The following is a 25,644-nucleotide window of genomic DNA, read 5'->3' on the forward strand; positions in this document are numbered from 1 at the left end:
ATCTTATTCTACCATATGCCCGCTTAGACCGCACCCTGCCAAATGCCCATGCAGCAGCTCCGCCGCCCGCGGCAGTGGCCTAGCTTTCAGTCGGAGCAGACAGTGTCGGATGGCCCGCCTCCCGAGCTCCGGGCATTCGACAAGCACGCCGCTATCGAGCTCCGCCCGCACACTCGTGCGCGGCACGAAGGCGATGCCCCAGCCGCTTGCCACCGCCTGCTTGATCATCGCGAGCGAGGCGAAGGCAGCCGTCTCCAGCTGGGGCGTAGCGCTATGGCCTTCCTCCTGCCGCAAGATTGCATCGGCTTCGCCGGTATACAAACATTGCGGTCCGAAGCCGACAAGTCTCACGCCTGCTAGCGCCGCGGCTCCTTCCGACCTTACAAGCTCCGCCCGACTGCAGGACGCGATCCAGATCAGCTCATCGGCAGCGAGCGGGACAGCCTCGATGTCTGACAGCGCTGCCTGTGCCTCAACAAGCGGCACGATGCCGAGCTCCACGCGCCGCTCACGCAGGGCGGCAATCGTATCGAGCTGAAAGCCCGGCTCCAGCTCGATGTCAATGCGCGGGTACCGCTCGGAGAACTGGCGTAGCGGCTCCCACACGTACGACGCACCGAACGACTCGAGCAGCCGCACCCGCACCGTCCCTTGCGGCTCCTGCTCCGTCTCAGCGAGCAGTTCCTCCAGCTCGTCCCCGAGCTGCAGGAAGCGCCGTGCATACGCCGACAGCCTTCGGCCATCCTCCGTCAACACCACCCCGCGCGGCAGACGCTCGAACAGTCTGCGGCCGACAGACTCCTCAAGCAGCCGAATGTGCGTCGTCACCGTCGACTGCACATAGCCGAGCTTCTCCGCTGCCCTGCTGATACTACCCTCCTCCATCACTGTAACGAATGTGCGAAAATAACGTCCCTCTAGCCGATCCAGCATAGCCCAACTCCTTAAACTGCAATGTACATGATATTTGTAATTTCGATACCAAGTATCATTAATATTCATTATACAAATGTATGAATAACATGCTAGCATCATGCTTATTAAGCCACTCTAGGGAGGGATTCATCGGATGAAGCATCATCAGCCTCATGCCTTGACTCAGTCTGGGCCCTCTGGGCATACGGAGCAGTCTGGAAATCTCGAGCTGTCTGGGCTGTCTGGGCTGTCTGAGCCGATTGGACCGTCTGCGCAGTCTGAGCTGTCCGCGCAGTCCGAACAGCTCACGCTATCCGGTCATTCCGCGCAGCTCCGACCTCCTGCGCTCGTGCGGCTGCTCACCTTACTCGGCCCCGGCCTTGGCGCCTTCGCCGCCATCTATGCCGCCTGCGAGCTAGGCGCTCTACTCGGCGCGTTGCTCGTCATGGCGCCGCTCGGCGCCTCGTGCGTGCTCGCCTTCGCGCTGCCCGACAGCCCGCTCGCCCAGCCTCGCAGCATCGTCGGCGGCCACCTGCTCAGCACGGTGATCGGCCTCGTGCTACTGCATACGGCAGGCTCACACACCTGGTCCGCTGCTCTTGGCGTCGGGCTCGCTATCGTGCTGATGCAACGAACGCGAACGCTGCACCCGCCGGCAGGTGCTGATCCGCTCGTCGTCCTGCTCGGCGGCAGCAGCTCCGCCTCATGGAGCTTCCTCGTCACACCCGCGTTGCTCGGCTCCGCGCTCATCGTCGCGGTCGCCTGGGCGTACCATCGGCTCGGCTCGAAGCGGCCATATCCACAGCGCTGGCTATAGTCCTGGATGCACCCTATTTGCAGGCAGGAATCAACACAGACATCATAGAATTACATGGAGAACATATACCATTCATAGGAGATGATGGGAGTGCCGTCGTTAACAGATGAGCACCCCTCACTGATGCGGAACTTGCGGAGAGCCATTTGCTGAGGCTGAGATGGAGGATTTCATCAAGACATCGACCGATGCATATGCAAGAAGACAGCCCACTTGCGGGCTGCCTTCAATCTTAAAAAATTGCGTGCTTCACGCTAGCAAGGAGGAGATCCGTATGAACAAGCATGTTATCTATATCATTCTCAGCATATTATCAATACTTGTACCAATCATAGGAATCATTTATAGCTACTGGGATGCAAGTCAGCCCAAGGTAGGACCTATTGGCGATGGCATACAAGTCGTCTTTACTCCCGTTCAGCTGGCTGCACTAATGGGTGTCATGCTAACGGGTGCACTCAATCTCGTAATAGCGATTAAAGCCTACGTTGAGCATACGAAGCCACCCGAAGATGACTCATCAAGAACAAATGACTGAACGATACCCCATGATCCTTCCCAGCCTGTACTTCCAAGACAACCCCTCGCATACGCATAAGGTAACGCAACCTACAGCCTATACGTGTGGTCAGGAAAGGCAGGAGATTCTCATGAACCGATTCATCATCGTACGTCCACGCACGCTTCACGCCCTGAAGGTCGGGGCGCTCACCGCGCTTCTCGCAGGCGCGTCCTTCTTATGGCTGCAGCGGGAGCTGGCGGAGCCGACCGCCTCGGCAGAGCTTGGCAACACCGCGAGCTTCTCAGCGGTCAACGACTCAGCGAGCGCCTCAGCGTCAGGCTCTAGCGCCGCCAAGCCCGCTTCCGCCGCACCGACCAAGACGGTCGAACGGAAGATCCAGCTCGTAACCGGCGAATTCAAGTCGACTGGCCCGGACGGGAAGACGCTTGAAGCGTACCGCTGGGACCCGGGGACCGTCGTCGTCAACAAGGGCGAGCTCGTCAAGCTGAGCATTTACGGTGTGAACGGCGCGAGCCATCCTTTCATCATCGAAGGGTTGAATGTGAAGGGTGAGGTGAAGAAGGGGAAGGAGACGGTCGTCACGTTCCAGCCGCAGGAGGCCGGCATCTACCGACTCATCTGCTTAACGCATCAAGACATCGCCCAGAACGGCCCGATGATCGGGTACATCGTCGTGCAGGATTAGCACGAGTCCCCCTACCCACATCGCACGACAGCTGGCGAACAAACAGCACACTTCAAGGCGGTACACCTGCCTCTCCTCCCGCATACGTTATAGCAGGAAGGAGAGTGCTTGGGCTTATGAACTCGGGGAACAAGATGAAGCATCAGAAGCCGGTGCCGTCGGTGCGCCAAATTCGCCGTACGTGCAGCCGCGAGCTGTACCGCGCCCGCAAGCGGATCGGCCGCTACGTTACGCCGGAGGCGATCCGTGAGGCGGACGACATCTATTTCAAGAAGGTGCTCGCGCACCTGATGTATATTGTAGAGAACGGCAGCAACCGCAAGCTGCTCGCCGACTGGTTCGACGAGCACGTTTGCGGTGAGGTGGCCGTCCTATACGGGGTGGAGGAAGCGGTGCTGTCGAAGGCGTTCCGCGACTCGTTCGGAGGCTGATGCTTGGCATCGGCTTCTTTTTATTGCTACCAGCACGATCTGTCTATGTAAAAAGCTTGATCGTCTCGTACCGCGCACCGAGCACGTCCTTCGAATCGGCGCCGAGCCAATCGTCCAGCATCGAGGCGTAGATCGAGCGGAAATCGACGTTGTAGGTGAGGTCGCCGTTCGAATCGAGCCGCGTCAGGCTCGGATACTCACCGTACAAGCCGCCCTTCACGCGGCCCCCCAGCACGAACACCGGCGCAGCTGCGCCGTGGTCGGTTCCCCCGCTGCCGTTCTCCTTCACGCGGCGGCCGAACTCCGAGTACGTCATGACGACGACGTCGTCAGCCAGACCGTGGCTCTGCAGGTCGTCATAGAAGGCGCTGACTGCCTCATCGTACTCCTTCAGTAGGTCGGCATGCTGGCCGCGCTCGTCGGCGTGGTCGTCGAAGCCGTCCAGCTCCGCCCAGAAGACGCGGGTGCCCGCCCCCGAAGACAGCAGCTTCACGATCAGCTGCAGATCGGCTGCGAAGGCGGTGTCCGGGTACGTCACCGTCTCCTGATACTTCGAGGACAGCGACTGAATCGCCTCGACGCTCGCGTATGCATCCGCCCCGCGGTCGGCCGTGACGCGAATCTTCGTATTCGTCAGCTGCAGGCCGTACATCGACTGGAAGGCGCGAGCGAGGCGATTTTTCTCCTCAGAGGACGTGTTCGGGTTCAGCCATTGGTACGTCTCAATCGACTGCAGCAGCGGCGCGCTCACTTGACCGCTCTTCAGCGCCTTCGACGACAGCTTGCCGATCTCGATCGCCTTCAGCGGATTCGGGTCAGCCGCGAGCTCCGTCTGCATGTAGCGTCCGATCCAGCCGCTCGTCTCGACCCGCTCGGCGACCGCCGTCTGCCAGATGTCCTTCGAGCGAAAATGCGACCGGTTCGGCTGCGGATACCCTGTCCCCTGTACGATCGCGAGCTTGCCCTCGTCCCAGCGTTTCTTGAGTCCAGTTAAGCTCGGATGGAGGCCGAGTCCGCCATTGAGCGCGAGCACGTCCTTCTCCGCGTAAGCGAGCGTGGGCCTGGCGTCGAAGTAGGCGCCCTGTCCATAAGGGATGACCGTATTCAGCCCGTCATTGCCTCCGGCAAGCTGCAGGATGACGAGCACGGGCTGGCGGCCCGACGCCGAGCCTGACGCCGCATGCGCCTGCCCGCCTTGCGCCTTCGGCAGCCACGTTCCGTTCGAGAGCGACCACGCTCCCGCCGTCAACGCTGCCACGAACGCCGTGCCGCCTGCGAGAAATTGTCTTCGATTGATTTTCATCGCATCGTCCTCATTTCATTTGGGCTTCGGGACTGATCAGGAGCAGATGAATAAGCCCCTTGAGCGCGAGCAGCCGGGACTGCGCCGCGGCCTTCTGCGCCTGCTCAGCCTCTCGCGCCTGCGCGGCTGCCTTCTGCGACTTCTGCTTCGATGGCGCTCCCGATTGGGCCACTTGCTCTTCGTGCGTCGATTGTGAGCTACCACCAGCTCTGCCGTCACTTGTCATACCGTTGCCGAAGCCATACGGCTCCAAGTAGCTCAGCAGCACGCGGCGCGTCGTCTCGGACAGCGGATACAGGCGCAGATGCCGCGCCCAGCTGTCCACCCATGCGGCCGCTCCGCCCTGTCCCGGCGATGCCAGCGCCTCGGGAATGAGCCGCTGCTTCACCGCATTAGCGGCTGCCGCCTCAGCGTACGTGTACCTTGCGAGCACGTTCGCCGAGCCAAGCCATTCGTAGCCGTACGGCCAGCCATTCACGTCAGGGGGCATGAACAGGTCCTGCCCCATCCGACGCGCTTGACCAGCGACCTGACCGTCCGCTGGACGGCCGAGCGTCCCTAGAATCCAGACGATGTACTCCGTCGGCGTTCGGACGAGACTCAGATGGTTCGCTGGGTCATTGAACTCATCGGATAGGAACATGTCGATCATCACGTCGCCGATATCGTACCGCTCGCGGAAGCGGGCGGCGAGCCGGTCCAGCCATGCCTCGGACGGCGAAGGCGAGCCGAACGCGAGCAGCAGCTTGCGCACGACGAAGCGGCTCAGCGCCTCCTGACGGAACAGGATGTCCACGACGTCGTGATCGTTGAACGGCCCGTTCACCCCGAGCACGCGCTTCGTCCCGGCATCGTGCAGCTTCGTCACGAATTCAATGGAGCCTGTCCGCTTATTGACCTTCCAGCCGGTGAAGGCGCGCGCCGCCTCCTTCACATCGTCCTCCGAATAGTGGCCGAGGCCGAGTGTGAACAGCTCCATCAGCTCGCGGGCGTAATTTTCATTCGGCTTGCCGGCTCTGTTGTGATTCGCATCAAGCCAGATCAGCATCGCGCCATCGCGCCCAACCCGCTTGACGAGCTCCTTGAAGTCGCCGCTCGCGTACGTACGGAACAGCTCACTCTGCACGACCATAAGCTCGGCGTTGTCAATCTTTTGCGCATTCGTGGCAAAATGGTCGTGCCAAAACAGCGTCAGCTTCTCGACTAACGGCACGGGCGTATGCAGCATACGATGGTACCACTGCACCTTCGCCGTCTGCAGCTGGGCGCCAGGCTTGCTATCCGCCTTGATCACCTGCTTGAACGCCTCAACGGCGGAAGGCAGGCTACTGGTTGCTCCCGTCAGCGGCTCACCTCGCACGATGCGCCGCACCGTTTCGGCTTGGCCCAGCTTACCAGCAGCTTCCAGCTCCTCATCAGTTATGCGGAACGTCGTCCGCTTCAGCAAATGAATTCGATCTGCTTCCGTCCAAGTCACCTGATCTCACCTCCATGACTCACAGCTTGTCGCTTGCCTTTATCGACGCATACTAGAGTAGCAGACATGGCGTCTGCTCTGCGTGCCATCGATTCATCCCTTCCCCGCCAGCGCCAGCTGCGCCACTTCCTCAGAGCGAATGACCGACTGACTCGGCCTCACCCGCTGCAGCGCCACATTCGTCATCGCCTCGGCAATCGTCCGCGCCTGGATCGGACGGTACGGCCTGAGCGGTCCAGCGAACAGGAACGGCAGCCGCTCCGATACGCTCTGCGCGAGGCTTTCTCCAGCCCGATGCTCCGCACGCGGCCCCATAATGAGCGACGGACGGAAGATGTACAGCTCGTTCAGCCCAAGGCTGAGCAGCTCCTTCTCGACCATCCCCTTGACTCGGTTATAAAAGAACATCGAGCCCGCATCCGCGCCCATAGCGGTGACGATCAGCATACGCGCTGCGCCATGACGCTTAGCAAGTTGTCCGAGGCTAAGCGGATACGCATAGTCGACCTTCATGAACTGCTCCTGCGTCTTCGCCTTCTTCATCGTCGTCCCGAGCGTGCAGAAGACGTCCGCCTCGCGGAACAGCTCCTGCGGCAGCTGCTCAAGCTGGTCGAAGCTGATGATGCGCTGGTCCAGCCTCGGGTCGCTCATCTCCATGCCCGTTCGTACGAGCACGACCACGCGCTCATATGTGCTCTCCTTCAGCAGCAGACGCACCAGCTCCGTGCCGACGAGCCCTGTCGCCCCTACCACTACGGCGTGCTTCCCCATCCTTCATCCGCTCCTCTATGCCTGTCTGCTTGTCCATACTTATATATTCGAATACTCTGATTATTTCATGTCCGCCGATGGAAAACAAATAAGGCACAAGCTGAACTTACATCACAGCTCGTGCCCTAGCATATATACGTACAGCCGTCCCGAACGCCCTCAGTCAGCAGCCTGCTCACGTCTGCGGAGGCAAGCTCGACAGCCCTGCTGCTGCGTGTGCACCCGGCGACATATGCTTAATCTGGTTGCTTAGCCACTCCTCATCCGCATTGTCAGCAATGTGCGGATCGAGCACAGGACGTGCGTCGTTCCAGACGCATTCCACGCCAAGACCTCCTGCGAAGCCCTCCAGCATCCCGCAGCCGCTGCAGAACTGCTGGATCTGCTGCTCATCCAGGCAGACCACCTTATTACGTAAGCAGCAATATACATTCCCCTTCTCATCCTTCAAATTAATATGCTTGATGCTCTTCAATGACTCCCGCTCCTCTCTGTCCAGCACACGAAGTTATTAAGTGGGTAATATTTATTGTATATGCGGACGAACTCCGATATGTGACAAACTTCAGAGTGCTCGTCCTTTATTAACGTATAGACAGTCATAATGCTATAGTACCAATTGTAGAGGGGCTAAAAATGGGACTTTTGACTAACTTGCACTTGTAAAGTCAAATATTTTTAAGGGTGTCGTGTCGAATTTTGACTATTCAAACTGATAACATTGGAGTATACTCGACTACACAACGCTTATACATAGCATCACTATGCACACGGAGGGATTCCAACTGAAACACTCAAAGTTCATCTCCAAAATGACCAAGACCAGCATGACTCTTCTGCTAGCTGGAGCGCTAAGCGCACACCCTGTATTCGCTGACGCCCCACCACAAGGTATCGGCAACGAGCTCGAAATGGAGTTCAACGTGTACGATGTCGTATACAGCAACATCGTCAAGCTGACGTGGGATGACGGCGGGCAAGCTCTGAAGCCGTTCCAGACCCGTCGCGGCATTGCTCAGCAAGTGAACTATAAGGTGACAGCTGGCACTGATTATGATGATTACACCGAGCTGGGTGATCAGAAGGTGGATGTGCTGCTGAAGGTATCGGGCATGAACCCGAGCAACATTCAGACTGTAACAGCAGACGGCAATGAAGTGCAGCCTGTGCAGATTGATGGGGAGACCTACTACTTGCTGAAGGACGGCGTCAATATTGCGCGCAGCATGACGGCCATTAACGGCAACATGTCGATCGCCTTCAACTCCGTTACGTACGGCAATCCGTACAGCGTGAAGATTGTAACGGTGAAGGATGAGGTGCAACAGCAGCTAGAGCAAGAAGCGCCTCAGTTCTATCATGTTTCCACAGACTACTCAAGTCCGGTCAGGAGCGTAACCTTGGGAGCTAATTCTCCGCTGGAGGATTGGTACGCCAACCTCTATTCGGTATCTTACAGCAAGGACGACGAAAGCACCTACAATATGCTAGATATGGACGACATCACTTTGAACTCTGATGGTACGATCACGATCACAGGAGATGCAGCGGAAATTGATTATCAGAACAACTACTATGTTTTGTATTACAAGTTCAAATCTACAGGATATAAAGAAGGGGCATTCAATTATTGGGGTGAAGTCTAGTACGTTCATCACCATTCCGTCCTTTATTACCAGCTCCAATCATACATAATACAACCATACCCCTGGAGGGATCTCGCTTGAAACATTCGAAGCTTATGTCCAAATTGACCAAAACGAGCATGGCACTCCTGCTAGCTGGAGCGCTAAGCGCTCAATCTGCTATCGCTACCCCTGCACCAGCAGGCATCGGTAACGAGCTCGAAATGGAATTTAATGTATATGATGTCGTCTACAGCAACATCGTCAAGCTGACGTGGGACGACGGCGAGCAAGCTATGAAGCAGTTCCAGACCCGTCGCGGCGCTGCTCAACAGGTGAACTATAAGGTGACGGCCGGCACCGATTTTGAAGACTATACAGAGCTTGTAGCGGAGAAGGTAGATGTGTTGCTGAAGGTTACAGGTATGGACCCGAACAACATTCAGTCTGTAACAGCAGACGGCAATGCGGTGCAGCCCGTACAGATTGACGGGGATACCTACTACTTGCTGAAGGATGGCGTCAATATCGAACGCAGCATGGCTGCCATTGACGGTAGCATGTCCATCGCCTTCAACTCCGTTACTTCCGGCAATCCGTACAGCTTGAAGATTGTAACCGTGAAGGATGAGGTGCAAGCGCAGGAGCCGCCTCAGTTGCATTATGTTAGCGATCTTAATAATGAAGGAGTATGGAGTATAACCTTCGGATCCCAATCGTCACTAACGAACTGGTACAACAATCTCACCTCTGCTACGGTCAGCAAAGATGCCAATACTACCTACGCTCCATTTAACCTGAGTGAAATCACCTTGAATTCTGACAATACGATCACGATCACAGGTGATGCAGCGCAGATGGATTACAATCACTGGGTTCTCTTTTACAAGTTCAATGCTACAGGATACAAAGAGGGCACGGCCATCTGGGGCATAGACTAGACCGCTCATCACCACTCCATCCTATCTTGTAAGCTTGTTATATCAATAAACCATACCCACGGAGGGATCTCGCTTGAAACACTCGAAGCTTATGTCCAAATTGACCAAAACCAGTATGGCACTACTGCTAGCTGGAGCGCTGAGCGCTCACCCTGCTATCGCGATCCCTGCACCGGCAGGCATCGGTAACGAGCTCGAAATGGAATTCAATGTATATGATGTCGTCTATAGCAACATCGTCAAGCTGACGTGGGAGGACGGCGAGCAAGCTATGAAGCAATTCCAGACCCGTCGCGGCTCTGCTCAACAGGTGAACTATAAGGTGACGGCCGGAACCGATTTTGAAGACTATACAGAGCTTGTATCTGAGAAGGTGGATGTGCTGCTGAAGGTATCGGGCATGGACCCGAACAACATTCAGTCTGTAACAACAGACGGCAATGCAGTGCAGCCCGTACAGATTGACGGGGATACCTACTACTTGCTGAAGGATGGCGTGAATATCGAGCGCAGCATGACGGCCATTAACGGCAACATGTCGATCGCCTTCAACTCCGTTACCTCCGGCAATCCGTACAGCTTGAAGATTGTAACGGTGAAGGATGAGGTGCAAGCGCAAGAAGGGCCTGTGCTCCATTACATTGATAATGACTTTAACAGCAACAACGAATTTTACGTCACCTTCGGGTCTCAATCCTCGTTGAGTGATTGGTTCTCCAATCTCACCTCGGTGACTGTTAGCAAGGACAACGGAGTTACCTATAGTCCGGTTGACCTGAGCAATTTGACCTTGAATTCGGACGACAGCATTACGATTACAGGAGACGCAGCGCAATTCCAGCAAGGTTACTGGATGCTCTATTACAAGTTCAAGTCCACAGGGTTTGGTGAGAGCACCTTCTATTGGGGCGCACCTTAAGCAACTAATTCATACATGAAGCGGTGAGAATAGATTGAATACACGACGACTTTCTATCAAACAGTTCCTCGTCGCAGCCGCCCTGCTCATCTTAACGACAGGACTGGCCGGCTCCACCATTGCCGTGAAGGCGGACCCGACGCTTCAGCACGTATCGAACGAGCTGAAGATGGAGTTCACGGTGCTTGAGCCTGTGCCTGATCCGGTGCCTGTTCCGGTCGACACAGGTTCCAGCGAGCCGACGACGGAGCAGATTACGGTCGTTGTCGATAGCGGCGACTCACGTGGAGGCACAGTCTCGACAGCGACGATCGAGCGAACGACGAAGACTAACGGCTCCAAGCAGGACAAGGTGACCTTCACGCCGGATAAGGCACAAGAGACGCTGGACCGCGCTGTAGTCAGCGGGCAGAAGACGTCCCGAATCGTCATTCCAGATACGAAGGACGAGGTCGCCGAGGTGAATGTCAGCATCCCACGGGACACACTGTCCAAGCTGTCTGGGGGCAGCATGAGCCTTGAGATCTACACAGACAATGCACGTATCGTACTCCCAAGCAATTCACTGAACGGACTCGATAAGGACGTGTTCTTCCGGGTCGTGCCGATCAAGGATCAGCCGCAGCGCTTGCAGGTCGAACAGCGAGCGAAACAGGAGCAAGTCGTGCGTGATGCGCTCGGTGACGGTACCGTACAGGTCGTCGGACGACCGGCTACGATCGAGACGAACATCTCGAGCCGCCCTGTAGACATTGTACTTCCGCTGCGCGACGTTACGTTGCCGACCGATGCACAGGAGCGCCAGTCGTTCCTTGCTGACCTCGTCATCTTCATCGAGCATAGCGACGGCGACCGCGTTCTAGTGAAGCCAGAGCCGATCGCGTTCAAGGATGAGCAGCTAGGCTTGAAGTTCACGGTGACGAAGTTCAGTACATTCACGATTCTCAATATGGAGAATTGGGAGGAGTACTTCAACGCCCAGCAAGGCGCACGAGAAGGCAAGCACCAGCCTTATATGCTCGGTTATCCGGATCAGACGTTCCGTCCAGACCGAGGCATTAGCCGGGCAGAGATGGCAGCTATCCTGAATCGTCTCGGAGCAAGAAGCGCTGCAGGCGCGTCGAATGTTGAGCTCGTACCAGCAGCTTACACGGATCTGGAGCCTCAGCACTGGGCCCATACAGCCATTGACGAGACGACGAAGAACGGTCTCATGAGCGGATATCCGGACGGCTCCTTCGCACCGGAGAAGCCGGTTACACGAGCAGAGCTTGCGGCTGTCGTATCGCGCTGGAAGGGCTACAGCACGGAGGGCGACGTATCGTCCAAGCTTACTGACCTTGCAGGTCATTGGGCGCTCCGTCACATTGCACAAGCGGAACAGGACGGTCTCGTGCAAGGGTTCCCGGACGGCACGTTCCAGCCGGATAAGCCGCTGAGCCGTGCGGAAGCGGTCACGACGTTGAACCGTCTGCTGAAGCGCGGACCGCTCACAGGCTATACGCTCATCCCTTGGAGTGATGTGAGCAGAGGACATTGGGCAGCTGACGATATTATGGAAGCGTCTGTCCCGCACAGCTTCACGAAGGATGCTTCAGGCAAGGAGAAGATGGTTGAGCCGCAATAAGCTTAGCTGCAGATGATCTCATATAGAATCAGGCACAAGCCGCTTTGGGAGCAGCTTGTGCCTGATTTTTTTTCAACACTGGTAGGACTGCCTCTTGATCACTTAAGCTGCGTGCTTGACTAAGACTGAACCCGCCTGTTCAGCAAATAAATCGAACCGAGCACATATAGCACGCTAAGTGCCGCATTCACCGCTAACGGGAGCGCCACATAGACCGTCGTAACGTTGTCCACTGTTAGAAACAGCGTACTACCTGGCAGCCCGACCACGCTCTGAATCACTCCTCCCCGATCCGCCAGCATGAAGCTGAGCATGGTCGGCGCATTCAGCAGCAATACGAAAGTGGCAAAGGTGACGAAGCCAGACGCTCGTCTGACCGCCTTCCCGAGCAGGAAGCTGAAGGACCCGAGCAGCACGATGGTGACAAGAGCGAACAGATTGGTGAAGATGGCACCTCTGGGCGCAAGAGACAGCACATCTGATATCGTTGGTACCCCGAAGGCGGTGCGAGCCTCGAGCATGAACAGCAGCACGAATACGCCTAGCAGCACCGTACCGGTCATCAGCGCGACCAGCACCTTGGACAAGTAGACCCAGCCACGATGAATCGGAAGCGTAAGCAGCAGCAGGTGTTGTCCGCCCTTCCACTCCGAGGCCCAGATCGTCATGGATATGACGAGCGTGCTGACAAGTGCAGAGCCGCCCGTCATCGCGTTGACGACCGTGAACCAGACCTCATACTCGCTGAAGGACAATCTATCGATGAGCAGCAGGAAGACCGCATGCACGATTGCATATATAGACAATGTGTAGAGCAGCTGAGTCCGTACATTGCGAAAATCCGTTCGAAGCAAGCGAATGAAAGCACTATACGTATTCATCGGCATACAGCTCCTTCATCATCTCGACGAGCGACTGCTTGCGCGAGAGCTTCAATTGCTCCAGCGAGCCCTCCAGCACGATACGGCCATTGCGCAGGAACAGCACCTCGTCTAGTATCATCTCAATTTCCTTCACCTCATGCGTCGTCATGAGAATCGTCTGTCCCTCCTCAGCGAAGTCCTCCACAAGTCCTTGGATCAAGCTCTCTCGAGCGAGCACGTCGATGCCGGACAGTGGTTCATCGAGCAGCACATAGCGGGCTCTGCGGCTGAGGGCGAGCAGCAGCTTCGCCTTGGCTCGCATACCCTTGGACATCGCGCTCAGGCGCATATCCGGCTGCAGACGGAAGTAATCGAGCAGATGTGCTGCCTTGCGCGAGTCCCAGTCGGCAAACAAGTCCCTCGTGTAGTCCATCGCGTCCTGCAGCTTCATCCAGCTGTAGTACGTGTCGCTGTCGGGTAAATACGCCAGACGCGCACGCACCTCAGCGGACGGCTTGCTCCCATCTACGAGCAGCTCGCCGCTATCCAGACGCCGGAGCCCAGCGATGCACTGGAGCAGTGTCGATTTCCCAGCACCGTTCACGCCGAGCAGACCGACGATCTTCCCTTCTCCGATCGTCACGTCCACATGGTCGAGGGCGACGGTGCGGCCGTACCTCTTACAGCCTTGCTTCAACGTAATCATCTTCTACTCACTCTCCTCCCGATTGTCCTTGGCCTTGCGCATCCAGCTGCTCCAGCACGAGCTGCAGCAGCTCTGTCTTGCCGATGCCGAGCGCCTGCATCTCCGTGATGAAGCCGGCGACGATGCCGCCGATCATCTCCCGCTTCACGCTGTGCAGCACCGCTGCATCGGTCGTCAGCACGCTGCCTTGCCCACGAGCCGTATGAATGAAGCCTTCATCCTCCATTTCGCTGTACGCCCGCTGTACCGTATTCGGGTTCACACCGAGCTGCTTCGCCAGCTCCCGGCGAGACGCAATGGGTTGACCGGGGCTGTAGGTGCCGTTGATCAGCTTGCGCTTGAAGTCCGCGATAATTTGCAGGTAGATGGGCTCCCGATCATTAAATTCCAGCAAGCGGCCTCCTCCTCTCGGTCGTACTCTTTGTTCAAGCATTCGTTATTCTTTCAATCATTCTGCAGCCGTCACCATCGTGTCGGTGTATTAGTTAACTAGTACAGTATTACAATAAAAGATCCGGCAGCATTTGTCAACCTTCTGCCACCGGATATAGTTCAACTACCTGCTTCCAAGCTCCGCCTGCCCGCGCTCGAATTGGGTTCGGAACAGTCGCGCGTACAGCCCTTCCTGCGCGAGCAGCTCCTCGTGTCGTCCGATCTCGACGACACGCCCGGCCTCCAGCACGACGATACGGTCAGCTGCAAGTATCGTCGACAACCGATGGGCGATGACGAGCGTCGTCCGTCCGACCATCAGCTTGTCGAGCGCCGCTTGAACATACGCCTCGGAGGCGGAATCGAGATGCGACGTCGCTTCGTCGAGTATGAGGACGCGCGGATTTTTCAATATCGCTCTGGCAATGGACAGCCGCTGACGCTCCCCGCCAGACAGCCGGTGTCCACGCTCGCCGACGACTGTATCGTAGCCTTGGGGCAGCGCCTCGATCACATCATGAATGTACGCCTGACGACACGCCTCCTCCAGCTGTTCATGTGTGGCGTCGCGGCTTGCGAACAGCAGATTCTCGCGTACCGTATCATGGAACAGGAACGACTCCTGCGTCACGTAGGCTAGCTGGCGACGTAAGCTATGTACCGTTAGGTCTCGCAGATCGAGACCATCGAGTGTGATCGCGCCGTCCGTCGGGTCGTAGAGCCGCGCCAGCATGCCGAGCAGCGTCGACTTGCCTGCCCCGCTCGGGCCGACGATCGCGACGACCTCACCTGGCGAGGCGGTGAACGTAATGTGCTGCAGCACCTCATCCCCGCCGCTCTCGTAGGCGAACGAGACGTCCTGGAACTCGACTCGTCCTCGCGAATTGGCTAGCTCCACCGCTCCCGAACGATCAGCGATATCAGGCTCGAGGTCCGCATACTCGAACAGCCGCTGGAACACGCCGAGCACCGTGCCGAGCTCGACCCGGAGGTTCAGGAGCGTGCTGACCGGGCCGTACAGCATGCCCAGATAAGCGGCGAAGGCGACGATGCTGCCGATCGTCATCGTTCCCTCGATCACCTTCCAGCCGCCGTACAGGTAGATGAGCGCGGTGCCGAGCGGGCCGAGTACGCCGAGCGTCATGCCGAACCAGCGCCCGACGAGCGTCAGCCGCAGCTCGAGCCGCATCACCTCCTCGTTCTGCTGATGGAACATGCGCTGCTGCACCGGCTCCTGCTGGAAGATGCGCGTCAGGAGCGCACCGGAGACGCCGAATAGGTCCCCAAGTCTCGCGGACATCTCCGCGCGCACCTGCTGCGTCTCGATCCGCAACCGCTTGCGCAGCTCGGACACCTTGCGCACCGGCAGCAGGAATAGGGGCAGGATGACGGTAGCCATGACCGCGAGCTGCCAGTCGAGCGTGAACAGAATTGTCACCGTCGTCACGACGATGACCGATTGTGTGACCGTCGAGACGACGAGCGTCGAGACGATGTTCTGCACCGCTTGTACGTCACCTGTCAGCCGCTGTACGATCTCACCTGACTTCGCATCGGTGAAGAAGCTCATCGACTGCCGCTGCAGGTTCGCGAACAGCGTCTGGCGCAGATCGCGCATGACGCCTTGGGCTACCTTCGTGTTCTCATAGTTTTGCCAGACGCTGAGCAGCCCGCCGACGAGCGGCAGCAGGACTAGCGCTGCTGCCAGCACCAGCAGCTGGCTTATGTTGCGCTCTGGCAGCGCGCCGTCGATAATCTCTCGAATGACGAGCGGGGGCAACAGGCCAAGCACACCGCCAACGAGCGCCAGCAGCAGTATAGCCGCGAGCGGCGCCCGGTAGGCGCGGAACAGCCCGTACACGCGGGAGAGCGGCACATCCTTCAGCTGCGCCCGGCCCCGGCTCTGCATATTGTGGCCCATACCTCCACCGAAGCCTCTCATCGCGTGTCCCCCTCACTGCGCCCCCCGCTATGCGGACGGGCTGACGGCTTACTGTCGCTCTGCGGCGTCAGCGGGAATGCCATTCGGATGGCCGTCGTAATTTCTTTAGCCATCATCATAACTTTATATAACGAGGTGCTCTGCAGGATCGAATACTTCTGCCCTTGGTCCACGTTCACGATCGCTGCGATCGAATACGTGCCTAGTAGCGGCAGCTGCTTGCCAACCGACTTGCCCGGCGCGAGCGGTCGGTTGGACACCTGGTACCAGCCGACCGAGGACGCTTGCCCGAGACAGGCGTCGATGGCGAGCGCGACGCTGCCCGGTGGAATCTCGATCAGCCGCGCATGCATATTGCTCGCGTCGAGCGGATGCTCAAGCGTGCCGATCACCCCTGTGTAGCCTGCCTCCTGCAGCATCGTGCCGACGATTGGACCGAGCGAATCGCCGGTCGAGCGGTCAGTGCCGATGCAGATGAAGACGAGCTCCTCTGCCTTCGCGCCTTGCTTTTGCATAAGCTCCATGAACGAATGCAGCTCGTCTGCCTTTACTTTTTTGCGGAGTAACGGCCCAGCCGCGTTCGAGTCCCCCCATATCATGTATGTCTCTTCCTCTCTCTATCGTGTAGTGACAGGTTCCCTCCATATCGGATTCACTCTCGATATTGAGCATACTGGAGCATAGGTGCGGAAGGCAACCATTTGTTGCGGCGATCCCGGCCATGCTATAATTCGTTCAACGCGAACGAACAGGCAGGTGAACGTATCGTATGAACCTATTCAGCCTATTATCCCTATTGTCTCTTGCCTATTGGCTTTACGTACTGCGCGATACGCTGCAGGCGCGACGGTGGATGTACAAGCTGCCCCGCTCGACGGATCGGACCATGTTCGAGGCTCAGCCTTCGGTCCGTGACCAGACACAGCCGAGGCCATCGGCTTATCGGCCGAGGAAGGAGCCCGCTCCGACTCAGGTGAAAGCCTCCGGCTCGGAATGGCCGCTCGTCTCCATCATCGTTGCCGCCAAGGAGGAGGAGGAGTCCATCTCCGAGACGGTGAAGCATCTGCTCAACCAGACGTATCCGCGCATCGAGATTATTGCGGTGAACGACCGCTCCCAGGACAGCACGGGACGACGACTTGACGAGCTGCGCCGCTGGTCCGAGAGCCGTGACGGCCTGCGCATCCCGATACGCATTATACATATTACGACACTGCCCGGCGGCTGGCTCGGCAAAAACCACGCCCTCTACCAAGGCTACGCCGAAGCGCGAGGCAAATACCTGCTGTTCACCGACGCCGACGTGCTGTTCGCCCCGGATACCGTAGCCGACGCGGTCGCCTACATGCAGCGCGAGCACGCCGATCATGTGACGCTGGCGCCGCGCATCCGTACGCGCAGCTTCTGGCTTGCCGCGTTCGTCGAATATTTCTTCTTCACGTTCAGCTTGTACGTACGGCCGTGGTGCGCCAATGCCGACCTGCAGCACAAGCACGGCATGGGCATCGGCGCCTTCAACCTGATCTCACGGCATGCCTATGAGAAGATCGGGACCCATCGCGCGTTCCCGCTCCATCCCGACGACGACCTGCAGCTTGGCCGCATGGTCAAGCGAGCGAAGCTGAGGCAGCGACTCGCCTCCGCAGTCGAGCATCTTGAGGTCGAATGGTACACGAGCTTGGACGAGGCGATACGCGGACTAGAGAAGAATCTGTTTTCCGGCTTCGGCTACAAGCTCTGGCTCGCGGCGCTCGGCGTGCTCGGTCAGCTGCTTCTCTTCTTCGTCCCACTCGTCGCCTGGCTCTTCGCCCCCGGCTGGAGTGCCGTTGCGTTCGGCGCATCCGCACTGCTGCTCATTACGGTCTATGTCATGCTGATCCGCTCCATAGCTGGCGGTACAAGCCGCGGCGTGCTGGTGCTGCCAGCGACGGTGCTGCTGCTAACGTACGTCGTCATCCGCTCGGTAGTGCTGACGCTTCGCCAAGGCGGCATCTATTGGCGCGGCACCTTCTACTCCTTGAAGGAGCTGCGAGCGATGCGCAGGACGGACGAATAAGCGTAAGCTTCATAAAATCTTAACACGACTCGTCCATATGCTGCGTTACAATAAGACATGGATAGACGGTTCAACCGAACAATATACGATCATTAGATCCAAGAAGGAGAGATTCCCGATGAACTACTCCATGCGAGCCGTTAAGTACGCGCTTGTAAGCGCCCTGCTCACGTTCACTCTCATTGTGCTTCATCAGGCTAAACAGCTTCTGTAACTCGAGCCTCCGATAGATTATAGAATTTCACTGACAAGCGTGCCGGCAGGTGCGCTTGTTTTTTGTACACCGAACAACTGGAATGTATGCCCATTTATTGCGAGGACTTACATAGACAAGTACCCGCTCCGCGTAAGCCACATATACATGTAGCGAAAGCCACTACATCAGCGAAAAGAGGAATCATGAAATGGCAAACAACAAGCGCTCCTATGGCCACTATCCGCAGGGCTACTCCATATTCCAGCCTTGGATGACAGGCACTTATCCATATCCGTCTCCTCAAGGCTGGGGCCACTGGTATGGTCATCATGGACACCAGGGGCATCCATGGCACCATGGACACCATGGGCATCACGGACACCACGGGCACCACGGGCATCACGGGCACCACGGACACCACGGGCATCACGGGCATCACGGGCATCACGGGCATCACGGGCATCACGGGCACCACGGGCACCATGGACACCATGGACACCATGGACAGCAGGGCCGATAACAAGTCAATGAATATGCTTGCCCACATCCGGGACCGGGCTAAGCTTATCAACATGCCGCTCCAGATGGAGCGGCTTTTGTGATGATGGCCTCCTCGAGCAGCATTGACTTAACATCAGCAATGGTCACGCGATCCCGCTCTAAACAGTACAAGATCGCCATTCCATACGATCTATAATAAAAAGAGACCTCCCACAATTGCGCAGAAGATCTCTATAACGAACAGTTATCCATGTGCCATACTGAGCTGATACAGCCTTTACTATTAGTTATTCGTCACAATGTATGTAACGCTGCAAGAATTTCCGCTTCCACCGATTGTTTGAACTGCATAGCTGTCCGAGCTGCTTGAACCCGAGAAGCCATTGCTGCCTACGTACGGATCGTCAAAGTACAAGCAGATTTCACCGTTTGGCAGGCTGTAATAAATTCTGCCTTCCACACCGGTAGCGAAACCATCGGAATCAGCCTGAAAATGTACAGGCTTGCCGTTACCCGGAACATTGGTAGGAGTGGAGGCCCATTCTCCATGTGCAAGAGTCGTCTTGCTCTCTAGCTGCATTTCAATTCCTGTAGCATTGATTACCGAAATGTGTACTTCACGTGCGGACATAGATCATAACCTCCAAAGTATAAAAATATTTACTACACAGTTAATATATTACATGTAAATATTTCCTGTCAATTCATTTTTCGACATTTACAAACATTTAATTTCACAAAACAGCCCCGTCGAGTCATTTCTCGACGGGGCTGTTTTGTGGTAATCGACAATTATCGGACCTGCTTCGGCTGCTGCGTATTCGCTGCAATCGCATCTAGGCTGTGCAGCGCCGCAGTCACCTGCTCCTCTACCTGCGTCAGCTGCTGGTGGAACCGCTCGTCATCCTGGGCCACGAGCTCTCGCTGCGCGTTCGTCAGCGCGTGCTGGGCCGCCTCCATCTCAGCCATAGCTGCGCTAAGCTTGTTCGGGTTTGACTCCAGCTGCGCATGGCGAACCGCCATCTCCGCATCCTTGGCGATCTGAATCGCCTTCTCCGCATTGTCGACGACATGGCGCATCGGCATCTGGTGCTGCTTCACATCGGTCATATCGGCATCTCCTCTTCGGCTGTGATGAATCCTGCAAGCCTTAAGATGCGCGAATGACCGCCTTTATATACCAAATACTTGCGAACGTACCGCTTAACGGGCCCGCTCATAGACGACAAACTCGTAGTCGTACGGGTTGCGCTCGTCCTTCACCCCGGCCGTGCGCGACGTCACCTGCCACTCTTCAGGCGTAACCTCCGGGAAGAACGCATCGGCTTCGAAGCGGCGAGCGATCTCCGTCAGGTACAGCTTGTCCGCGGCAGGCAGCAGCAGCTTGTACACCTCCGCGCCGCCGATGACGAACAGCTCCTCACCGGACCTGTCGCCATTCTGACCGTACAGGCTCACGATGTCGTCCACAGAGCTAACCACCTCACAGCCTTCAGCCGCATACTGCTCATCGCGCGTCAGCACGATGTTGCGCCGTCCCGGCAATGGCTTGCAGCCGATCGACTCGAACGTCTTACGTCCCATCAAGACCGGCGCCCCCATCGTCGTCCTCTTGAAATATTGCAGGTCCGCCGGCAGATGCCACGGCATCTTGTTGTGATGTCCGATTCCTCCACCTTGATCCATCGCCGCTATTAATGAAATCGTCATACTAGTCCCTCTCCTATCGTATGAACTACACGGCCACTGGAGCCTTGATCGCTGGATGCGAATCATAGCCCTCAAGGCTCATATCCTCCAGCGCACAATCGAAGATCGAGCCCATGCTCTCGCTCAGCTTCAGCGTCGGCAGCGCTCTTGGCTCGCGGGCGAGCTGCGTCTCGATCTGCTCCAGATGGTTCAAGTAAATATGCGCGTCGCCAATCGTATGGATGAACTCCCCGACCTCGAGACCGCACTCCTTCGCGACCAGATGCGTCAGCAGCGCGTAGCTCGCGATATTGAACGGAATGCCCAGGAAGATGTCGCCGCTGCGCTGGTACAGCTGGCACGATAGCTTGCCGTCCGCCACATAGAACTGGAACAGCGTATGACACGGCGGCAGCGCCATCGTCGGCACGTCCTCTGGATTCCACGCCGATACGATCAACCGACGCGAGTTCGGATTACGCTTGATCGTCTCTACGACATCGCGCAGCTGGTCGATCGTCTCCCCTGTCGTCGTACGCCAGGCGCGCCACTGGGCGCCGTACACATGGCCGAGCTCACCGAAGCGGGCCGCGAATGCATCGTCCTGCAGCACGAGCTGCTTGAAGCGCTCCATCTGCTGCTCATATACCGCACAGAACGCCGCATCCTTCTGCGACCGCAGGCCGAAGTCGGTCATATCCGGGCCGTCATAGGCATCGCTTTCGACCCAATGCTTGAACGCCCATTCGTTCCAGATGTTGTTATTGTGCTGCAGCAAGTACCGAATATTCGTGTTCCCCTGTATGAACCAGAGCAGCTCGCTGGCCACGAGACGGAACGACACCCGCTTCGTCGTCAACAGCGGGAAGCCCTCTGAGAGGTCAAATCTCATCTGGTAGCCGAACGTCGAGATCGTCCCCGTTCCCGTCCGGTCCTCCTTCTTACTCCCGTACTCACGCACATATCGCAGCAAGTCCAGATATTGCTCTTCATTCCGGCTCATCGCCGAGCTCCCCCTTTTTGCGCAAGCGTCATCATAAGCCCCTATTATACCACGGTAATAAATTGGTTTGAAACATCGGCCTAGAGCGCATATAATGAGAGCGATTCGTAACACGAAGCACGGAGAGGAGCACTTATTCATTATGTATAAAATGATTGCAATCGACATCGACGACACGTTGATCAACGACGAGAAGCAGGTGACCGCAGGAACGAAGCAGGCGCTCGCAGCAGCGATGGAGCAGGGCGTCGTCGTGACGCTGGCTACAGGCCGCATGTACGCTTCGGCACAGGCGATCGCCGCCCAGCTTGGCTTGAACGTGCCCCTCATTACATACCAAGGCTCTCTGGTCAAAAACGCGCTCGACGGCCGCGTCCTGTACGAGCGCAGCGTGCCGAGCGAGGCAGCCAAGGCGATATTCGACTACTGCGAGCGTGAAGGGCTGCATCTGCAGACGTACTTGAACGACGAGCTGTACGTCAAGGAAGCGAACGAGCGTGCGGAGGATTACGCCGCGCTGTCGCGCATTCCGTTCAAGGTGTATCCGAGCTTCTCGGAGCTCGCTGACCAGTCGGCAACGAAGCTGCTCATGATCGACGAGCCGGACAAGCTCGACCGTGTCGCGGTGGAGCTGCGTGAGCTGGTCGGCAGCGCCGTTCACATTACGAAGTCGAAGCCGCACTTCCTTGAGGTCGTCCATGCCGAGGCGACGAAGGGCCATGCGCTGACCCATCTGGCCGATCACTTCGGCTTCAGCGTGGACCAGGTCATCGCGATCGGCGACAGCTGGAACGACCGCGAGATGCTGGAGACCGCAGGTCTTGGCGTGGCGATGGCCAATGCGGTGAGCTCCCTGAAGGAGATCGCCAACTACATTACGCTCAGCAACAACGAGGACGGCGTGAAGCACGTCATCGACAAGTTTATTCTGCAGACCGTCTAAGCGAGAACATCCGACAAGCTCTCTTAATTCGCGGTTCAATTCTCCTTCTTCGCCTCATATAGTTGGGTAGGGATTCGTGGCATCGGCCTGAACCGGACCGGTGACCCACCTATATGAAGAAGAGGTGAAGCATAATGTTCAACTACCCTTACGCAACGAATGCATGGGCACGTGGCTTGTTCGGAGGCTTGCAGGGCGGTATTCCGGGAACGGGCACGACGGGCGTATTCCCCGGTCCTGGCCCATTGCCAGGTCCTGGCACGCCGCCGGGTGGCTTCCCTGGTCCGGGAGGCTACTTCCCACCTGCACCGTTCCCCGGCCAGCCAGGTCAGCCTGGACAGCCAGGCGGGTTCCCGCCGCCACCGGGAGGCGTACCGCAAGGTCAGCAGCCTGGAGCGCCGCAATCTCCTCCGCCGCAATTCATCCCGCAGAAATCTGCTCAGCTGTATGCGGTAGATCCGGGCGGTATTCGCCGTTGCCTGTATCGCTATGTGTATATTTGGCAAGATAACGGCGAGCAATATTGGGCGTACGTCACTTATGTCGGACGCAGATCGCTCTCAGGCTATCGCTGGTATGGCTTCGGTCCGCTCGGTTATTGGATATACTTCGGCTTGGATTTAAGACGTGTCGAGCAGTTTTTCTGCTACTAAGCGCTAGATTCTATAAGTCATCACAGCTCCATCTATGAAGAAGAAGCATCCCCGCTACTTCGCGCACGTTATTGGCGCGGCTGAGCGGGGATGCTTCTTGTCTTCTTGTCTTCTTGTCCGTTACATACTCCTATACTCCTGCAACCTGCACAACCACTAAGCGGCTTGGGATTGAGCCTTCGCCTCACGCCCGTAGCTGCGGTAATACAGCAGAGCGCCGATGATGACCGCTGCAGCCGATGCGAGCATCAGGTTGCTGTAGTTCCACGAGGCAGCCTCCAGCACGAATGGGTTCGCCTTGAATTGCAGCAGCTGCTCCGATAGTACCCGCCCGACGAGCGCCATCCCGACGGCTCCAGAGATGAAGCTGACCAGATTGAACAAGCCCATGCCGATGCCCGTCTCCTCCATCGTCAGCGTACGCGAGACGCTATTCGCAACGGCCGTCTGAATGAACGACAGCCCGATGTACATCAGCACGAGAGCGGCAGACAGCAGCCAAGCGCTGAACTCAAGCAGGGTAGAGAGGAGCAGGAAGCTGCTTACGAGCATCAGCGCGCCTGCCATTACGACGAACGTATTGCCCCTCTTGTCAGCCAGCCCCCCGCCGATCGGCCCGACGACAACGGCGCTGATCGCACCTGGGAACAGCACCCAGCCGACTTGACTCGCATTCATGCCCTTCAACTCGTCGAGCATGAATGGAATGGCGTACATGAGCCCCATTACTGTACAGAAGATGATGAACGCCACGATCAGACCGCTGCGGAACAGTCGGTTGCGGAGCAGCGACGGCTCGATGAACGGCGCGCGTACGCGGTGAATGTGAACGGCGAACCAGCCGATCAGCACAGCACCCATCGCGAGCCAATACCAGTGCGACTCCGTCGTGTAGAGGATGAGCGCAGCGACACCTGAGGCGATCAGCACCGCTCCCGGTATATCGATGGACCCCGGCTTCGTCCCCTCATCGGGCAGCACGCGGCTGAAGAATGGCAGCGAGATCAGGGTGAACAGCGGAATGATGAACAGATACGACCAATGCAGCGACGACGACACGAAGCCGCCGATGACCGGACCGATGCCGACCGCGAAGGCGACTGTCGAGTTCAGGATGCCGAACACCTTGCCCCGATCCTCCATGGAGAAATATCTCGCCACGACGACCATGATGAGCGCCGGAATCGCCGAGGCTCCCGCCCCCTGCAGTGCGCGGAACACGATGACGAGCGCATACGAGAACTGACAGACGAACCCGAGCACCGAAGCGATGTTGTAGATAACAATACCGATCACGATCAGCTTCTTCAGACTGAACAGATCGGACAGCTTCCCGTAGATGACCGAGCCAATCGCGAAGAAAATAATGAATGCCGTCGACACCCAGCTCGCCGCTGATGGCGTCAAGCTATACTGCTCCGCAATGCTCGGCATCGATACGTTGAACACCGTCTCATTCAACACACCGAAAAAAATAATAAAAATGATCCAAGGCGCCGTCTTCTTGACGTCCAAGGCGGGGTAGCTTGCAGCCGCCCCTTGAGCTGATGAATCCAGCATCGTGTGAATCTCTCCCTTCTCTTCCCTCCCCAATCGTACCACGTCCGTTAACGGCTGATGAGGGTAAACAATCGTTTCAGTTGTTTTTTCCATGACCGCAGCCCATAGCCGTCCTCCTGACAATACGTAATATAACAGCTATCCATGACAGCTTATGTCATAGATTGATCAGAATTATCGCTTCGCCTCACCCAGCATCGGCTCATACATCATGATGGCATGATTTTCCGTAACATATTCATCGTCAATAAGCTCACCCTCCAGACTGTACAGCTTGCGGTAGATCGTGTTATGTCTGACGTACCCGCCCCAATGCTCGTAAGTGATCCAATGGTCCTTCTCGTACACCTCATACGTGCACGCCCGCTGCGCATCCGACCGCCATTCTCCGACCAGATGCGTATCGGTCACATACACGATCAGCTGATACGATTGGGACGTCTCGTTCGTAATCTGAAGGTCCAAGTAATTGTATGCACAGGTAGCCCCACTTCCGAACGGCTGGCTGCGCTTCGAGTCCGGGAACACGTCGTAGCTATGCCGGTATCGTTCCGTCACCGTCAGCGGCGAATGGAGCGTCATCCAGTAGATTAGATTCGACAGCTGGCATAAGCCGCCCCCTACTCCCACCTTCAGCTTTCCGTAGAATAGCACCATTCCCTCGACATACCCTTTGCGCCTCGTCGTATGACCGATCAGACGCCAGTACGAGAACGTCTCGCCCGGCTTCACCAGCACCCCGCTCAGCCTCCCTGCTGCGAGCTTCAGATTCGTTACCTTATTACGCTGCAGTTGCATATCGACGTCCTTGAGCTCGCGGTACAGCGGTGTCTGATGCTTAAAGTTGACGTATGGAAGCTTATCGGCCTTCTCCGACGCATAAGCTCTCCCGTCTATATACCACGCCACGTATCGCTTGAGTCTGTAGTAAGCTTTGCCCGCACGTATACGCCATACGCTTCGTTTAATCGGCTTCAACGATGCCATCTCCGTACCCCTCCACTTGGTAGTGACTTCCTCCTCTTCCAACGTCTCCAGCGGCTATTTTGTTTCGATCTGCATATAA

28 protein-coding genes are annotated in these 25,644 nt (G+C 57.2%); 12 read left to right on the forward strand and 16 right to left on the reverse strand.

Annotation, left to right across the window (positions count from 1 at the left end; translation table 11 throughout):
- Positions 1-3: 3 nt before the first annotated feature.
- Positions 4-933 (reverse strand): LysR family transcriptional regulator, encoded by a 930-nt coding sequence (locus tag PAE68_RS19430; protein ID WP_281889695.1) that lies wholly within the window; start codon positions 931-933, stop codon positions 4-6.
- Positions 934-1,069: 136 nt separating this feature from the next.
- Here PAE68_RS19430 and PAE68_RS19435 point away from each other — a divergent pair, with 136 nt between their 5' ends.
- From PAE68_RS19435 to PAE68_RS19450, 4 genes are all read left to right on the forward strand, one after another.
- Positions 1,070-1,732 carry an HPP family protein gene (locus PAE68_RS19435; protein ID WP_281889697.1) on the forward strand — a complete coding sequence of 221 codons (663 nt, stop codon included), beginning with the start codon at positions 1,070-1,072 and terminating at the stop codon, positions 1,730-1,732.
- A 274-nt stretch (positions 1,733-2,006) separates the two neighbouring features.
- Positions 2,007-2,270, forward strand: coding sequence for a hypothetical protein (locus tag PAE68_RS19440; protein ID WP_281889699.1), 264 nt, complete (start codon positions 2,007-2,009; stop codon positions 2,268-2,270).
- Between the two features lie 112 nt (positions 2,271-2,382).
- The gene (locus PAE68_RS19445; RefSeq protein ID WP_281889701.1) at positions 2,383-2,940 is read left to right on the forward strand and encodes a cupredoxin domain-containing protein; all 558 of its coding nucleotides are present in this window, start codon (positions 2,383-2,385) and stop codon (positions 2,938-2,940) included.
- A 116-nt stretch (positions 2,941-3,056) separates the two neighbouring features.
- Positions 3,057-3,371 carry a dehydrogenase gene (locus tag PAE68_RS19450; RefSeq protein WP_281889703.1) on the forward strand — a complete coding sequence of 105 codons (315 nt, stop codon included), beginning with the start codon at positions 3,057-3,059 and terminating at the stop codon, positions 3,369-3,371.
- 43 nt (positions 3,372-3,414) lie between these two features.
- Here PAE68_RS19450 and PAE68_RS19455 read toward each other — a convergent pair whose 3' ends face one another.
- From PAE68_RS19455 to PAE68_RS19470, 4 genes are all read right to left on the reverse strand, one after another.
- On the reverse strand, positions 3,415-4,674 hold the full coding sequence (locus PAE68_RS19455) for a DUF1501 domain-containing protein (protein WP_281889705.1): 1,260 nt from the start codon (positions 4,672-4,674) through the stop codon (positions 3,415-3,417).
- Positions 4,675-4,684: 10 nt separating this feature from the next.
- Positions 4,685-6,151 (reverse strand): DUF1800 domain-containing protein, encoded by a 1,467-nt coding sequence (locus PAE68_RS19460; protein WP_281889708.1) that lies wholly within the window; start codon positions 6,149-6,151, stop codon positions 4,685-4,687.
- 93 nt (positions 6,152-6,244) lie between these two features.
- Positions 6,245-6,922, reverse strand: coding sequence for an NAD-dependent epimerase/dehydratase family protein (locus PAE68_RS19465; protein ID WP_281889710.1), 678 nt, complete (start codon positions 6,920-6,922; stop codon positions 6,245-6,247).
- A gap of 175 nt (positions 6,923-7,097) precedes the next feature.
- Positions 7,098-7,397, reverse strand: a complete 300-nt coding sequence (locus PAE68_RS19470; protein WP_281889712.1) for a hypothetical protein — start codon at positions 7,395-7,397, stop codon at positions 7,098-7,100.
- A gap of 352 nt (positions 7,398-7,749) precedes the next feature.
- Here PAE68_RS19470 and PAE68_RS19475 point away from each other — a divergent pair, with 352 nt between their 5' ends.
- The 4 genes from PAE68_RS19475 to PAE68_RS19490 all read left to right on the forward strand — a co-directional run bounded on the left by PAE68_RS19475 (position 7,750) and on the right by PAE68_RS19490 (position 12,034).
- A complete protein-coding gene (locus PAE68_RS19475; RefSeq protein ID WP_281889714.1) occupies positions 7,750-8,568 on the forward strand; it encodes a hypothetical protein in 819 nt (272 codons plus the stop codon).
- 77 nt (positions 8,569-8,645) lie between these two features.
- Positions 8,646-9,488, forward strand: coding sequence for a hypothetical protein (locus PAE68_RS19480; RefSeq protein ID WP_281889715.1), 843 nt, complete (start codon positions 8,646-8,648; stop codon positions 9,486-9,488).
- A gap of 73 nt (positions 9,489-9,561) precedes the next feature.
- The gene (locus PAE68_RS19485) at positions 9,562-10,407 is read left to right on the forward strand and encodes a hypothetical protein (RefSeq protein ID WP_281889717.1); all 846 of its coding nucleotides are present in this window, start codon (positions 9,562-9,564) and stop codon (positions 10,405-10,407) included.
- A gap of 34 nt (positions 10,408-10,441) precedes the next feature.
- Complete coding sequence (locus PAE68_RS19490; protein WP_281889719.1) at positions 10,442-12,034, forward strand: S-layer homology domain-containing protein; 1,593 nt, start codon at positions 10,442-10,444, stop codon at positions 12,032-12,034.
- 119 nt (positions 12,035-12,153) lie between these two features.
- Here the strand turns inward: PAE68_RS19490 and PAE68_RS19495 are convergent, their stop codons facing one another.
- The 5 genes from PAE68_RS19495 to yyaC all read right to left on the reverse strand — a co-directional run bounded on the left by PAE68_RS19495 (position 12,154) and on the right by yyaC (position 16,576).
- Positions 12,154-12,915, reverse strand: a complete 762-nt coding sequence (locus PAE68_RS19495) for a hypothetical protein (RefSeq protein WP_281889721.1) — start codon at positions 12,913-12,915, stop codon at positions 12,154-12,156.
- Positions 12,902-13,603, reverse strand: coding sequence for an ABC transporter ATP-binding protein (locus tag PAE68_RS19500; RefSeq protein WP_281889722.1), 702 nt, complete (start codon positions 13,601-13,603; stop codon positions 12,902-12,904). Before PAE68_RS19500 ends, PAE68_RS19495 begins: the two co-directional genes overlap by 14 nt.
- 7 nt (positions 13,604-13,610) lie before the next feature.
- Positions 13,611-13,997 carry a GntR family transcriptional regulator gene (locus PAE68_RS19505; protein ID WP_281889724.1) on the reverse strand — a complete coding sequence of 129 codons (387 nt, stop codon included), beginning with the start codon at positions 13,995-13,997 and terminating at the stop codon, positions 13,611-13,613.
- Positions 13,998-14,159: 162 nt separating this feature from the next.
- Positions 14,160-15,977: an ABC transporter ATP-binding protein gene (locus PAE68_RS19510; protein WP_281889726.1), complete on the reverse strand. Its 1,818-nt coding sequence runs from the start codon at positions 15,975-15,977 to the stop codon at positions 14,160-14,162.
- A complete protein-coding gene (gene yyaC / locus PAE68_RS19515) occupies positions 15,974-16,576 on the reverse strand; it encodes a spore protease YyaC (RefSeq protein WP_281889727.1) in 603 nt (200 codons plus the stop codon). Before yyaC ends, PAE68_RS19510 begins: the two co-directional genes overlap by 4 nt.
- A 170-nt stretch (positions 16,577-16,746) precedes the next feature.
- On the opposite strand from yyaC, the gene PAE68_RS19520 reads away from it, so the two are divergent.
- Together PAE68_RS19520 and PAE68_RS19525 are read left to right on the forward strand one after the other, a co-directional pair.
- Entirely contained in the window at positions 16,747-18,033 is a 1,287-nt protein-coding gene (locus tag PAE68_RS19520) for a glycosyltransferase family 2 protein (protein ID WP_281889729.1), read from the forward strand.
- A 516-nt stretch (positions 18,034-18,549) separates the two neighbouring features.
- The gene (locus tag PAE68_RS19525) at positions 18,550-18,831 is read left to right on the forward strand and encodes a hypothetical protein (RefSeq protein WP_281889730.1); all 282 of its coding nucleotides are present in this window, start codon (positions 18,550-18,552) and stop codon (positions 18,829-18,831) included.
- 182 nt (positions 18,832-19,013) lie between these two features.
- Here the strand turns inward: PAE68_RS19525 and PAE68_RS19530 are convergent, their stop codons facing one another.
- The 4 genes from PAE68_RS19530 to PAE68_RS19545 all read right to left on the reverse strand — a co-directional run bounded on the left by PAE68_RS19530 (position 19,014) and on the right by PAE68_RS19545 (position 21,422).
- The gene (locus tag PAE68_RS19530) at positions 19,014-19,361 is read right to left on the reverse strand and encodes an aegerolysin family protein (protein WP_281889732.1); all 348 of its coding nucleotides are present in this window, start codon (positions 19,359-19,361) and stop codon (positions 19,014-19,016) included.
- Between the two features lie 161 nt (positions 19,362-19,522).
- Complete coding sequence (locus PAE68_RS19535; protein ID WP_281889733.1) at positions 19,523-19,840, reverse strand: hypothetical protein; 318 nt, start codon at positions 19,838-19,840, stop codon at positions 19,523-19,525.
- Between the two features lie 93 nt (positions 19,841-19,933).
- Positions 19,934-20,440, reverse strand: coding sequence for a dihydrofolate reductase (locus PAE68_RS19540; RefSeq protein WP_281889735.1), 507 nt, complete (start codon positions 20,438-20,440; stop codon positions 19,934-19,936).
- 25 nt (positions 20,441-20,465) lie between these two features.
- Positions 20,466-21,422, reverse strand: coding sequence for a thymidylate synthase (locus PAE68_RS19545; RefSeq protein WP_281889737.1), 957 nt, complete (start codon positions 21,420-21,422; stop codon positions 20,466-20,468).
- A 142-nt stretch (positions 21,423-21,564) separates the two neighbouring features.
- Here PAE68_RS19545 and PAE68_RS19550 point away from each other — a divergent pair, with 142 nt between their 5' ends.
- Positions 21,565-22,365 carry a Cof-type HAD-IIB family hydrolase gene (locus tag PAE68_RS19550; protein WP_281889740.1) on the forward strand — a complete coding sequence of 267 codons (801 nt, stop codon included), beginning with the start codon at positions 21,565-21,567 and terminating at the stop codon, positions 22,363-22,365.
- 134 nt (positions 22,366-22,499) lie between these two features.
- Positions 22,500-23,018, forward strand: a complete 519-nt coding sequence (locus tag PAE68_RS19555; protein ID WP_281889742.1) for a hypothetical protein — start codon at positions 22,500-22,502, stop codon at positions 23,016-23,018.
- A 156-nt stretch (positions 23,019-23,174) separates the two neighbouring features.
- Here the strand turns inward: PAE68_RS19555 and PAE68_RS19560 are convergent, their stop codons facing one another.
- Both PAE68_RS19560 and PAE68_RS19565 read right to left on the reverse strand, forming a co-directional pair.
- Positions 23,175-24,578, reverse strand: coding sequence for an MFS transporter (locus PAE68_RS19560; protein WP_281889743.1), 1,404 nt, complete (start codon positions 24,576-24,578; stop codon positions 23,175-23,177).
- 174 nt (positions 24,579-24,752) lie between these two features.
- Entirely contained in the window at positions 24,753-25,565 is an 813-nt protein-coding gene (locus PAE68_RS19565; RefSeq protein ID WP_281889744.1) for a VanW family protein, read from the reverse strand.
- Positions 25,566-25,644: the final 79 nt, after the last annotated feature.

This window comes from Paenibacillus sp. YYML68 (assembly GCF_027923405.1).
GTDB lineage: Bacteria > Bacillota > Bacilli > Paenibacillales > NBRC-103111 > Paenibacillus_G.